Here is a 1,499-nt window from a genome sequence, read left to right on the forward strand (position 1 = left end):
ACCGCCGCCATGGCGTTGTAGCTTTGCACCGGGCACAGCGGCAGGGACAAGCCGAGCGGCTTCAACAGCGGCAGGTTCTGCATGCCCGCAGCGAGCACGACGCCATCCACGGTCAGCGTACTGTCGCCGTCAATGCTGCCGACGTCAATCGAGACGCGGCCGCCGAGTTCAGGCCGGACCGCTTTCACCGATTGCGAAAAATGGAATTGCACGCCGATCGACTGCGCAATCGCACGCAGCTGCTTGACGAACAGCACGCAATTGCCGGCCGCGTCTTTCGGGTAATACAGCGCACCGGCGATCGGCGTGGCCGACTGGAACGCCGGTTCGACCTCGCGGATGGCGTCTTGCCCCTTGAGTTGCTGGCGCGGCAATTCGAACTGCTTGAGGCTGTTTTCGATCGCGGCGCAGCGGTCTGCGTCTGCCTGGTTGCGAAACAGGTGCAGCAGGCCCTGGCTGTTTTCTTCTTCCAGCGCGTGTTGCTCCTGCAGATGCTGGGGTTGCAGCGCGAAGGTGCTGCTCCAGAAATTGGCGGTGTTGAAGTTGGCCGCATTCGGATAGTAGTCGTTGGCGACCTTGAGCAGGCTGGCGATGGCCTTGGGATGCGGCAGTTCGGTGCGCGGCAGGAAGCCGAGCAGGCCGGAGACGCGGATGCGGTTGCCGACGCGGGCGATGGCGACCTTGTAGGTCTCATCGAACAACGTCGTATTGGGCGCTTCATCGAGGTTCTTGACCGCCGCCATGGCGTTGTAGCTTTGCACCGGGCACAGCGGCAGGGACAAGCCGAGCGGCTTCAACAGCGGCAGGTTCTGCATGCCCGCAGCGAGCACGACGCCATCCACGGTCAGCGTACTGTCGCCGTCAATGCTGCCGACGTCAATCGAGACGCGGCCGCCGAGTTCAGGCCGGACCGCTTTCACCGATTGCGAAAAATGGAATTGCACGCCGATCGACTGCGCAATCGCACGCAGCTGCTTGACGAACAGCACGCAATTGCCGGCCGCGTCTTTCGGGTAATACAGCGCACCGGCGATCGGCGTGGCCGACTGGAACGCCGGTTCGACCTCGCGGATGGCGTCTTGCCCCTTGAGTTGCTGGCGCGGCAATTCGAACTGCTTGAGGCTGTTTTCGATCGCGGCGCAGCGGTCTGCGTCTGCCTGGTTGCGAAACAGGTGCAGCAGGCCCTGGCTGTTTTCTTCTTCCAGCGCGTGTTGCTCCTGCAGATGCTGGACCAGTGGGTTGCAGCGCGAAGGTGCTGCTCCAGAAATTGGCGGTGTTGAAGTTGGCCGCATTCGGATAGTAGTCGTTGGCGACCTTGAGCAGGCTGGCGATGGCCTTGGGATGCGGCAGTTCGGTGCGCGGCAGGAAGCCGAGCAGGCCGGAGACGCGGATGCGGTTGCCGACGCGGGCGATGGCGACCTTGTAGGTCTCATCGAACAACGTCGTATTGGGCGCTTCATCGAGGTTCTTGACCGCCGCCATGGCGTTGTAGAAGCCGC

The 1,499-nt window shown here is 62.9% G+C and carries 1 protein-coding gene; it reads right to left on the reverse strand.

Features of this window, described 5'->3' with window-relative positions; translation table 11 throughout:
* Positions 1-1,292: FAD-dependent oxidoreductase (locus HLUSI_RS34300; protein WP_238534031.1), on the reverse strand; the 1,292-nt coding region annotated here is incomplete at its 3' end.
* Positions 1,293-1,499 lie beyond the last annotated feature (207 nt).

This window comes from Herbaspirillum lusitanum P6-12, assembly GCF_000256565.1.
In the GTDB taxonomy this organism is placed as follows: Bacteria; Pseudomonadota; Gammaproteobacteria; order Burkholderiales; family Burkholderiaceae_D; genus Herbaspirillum; species Herbaspirillum lusitanum.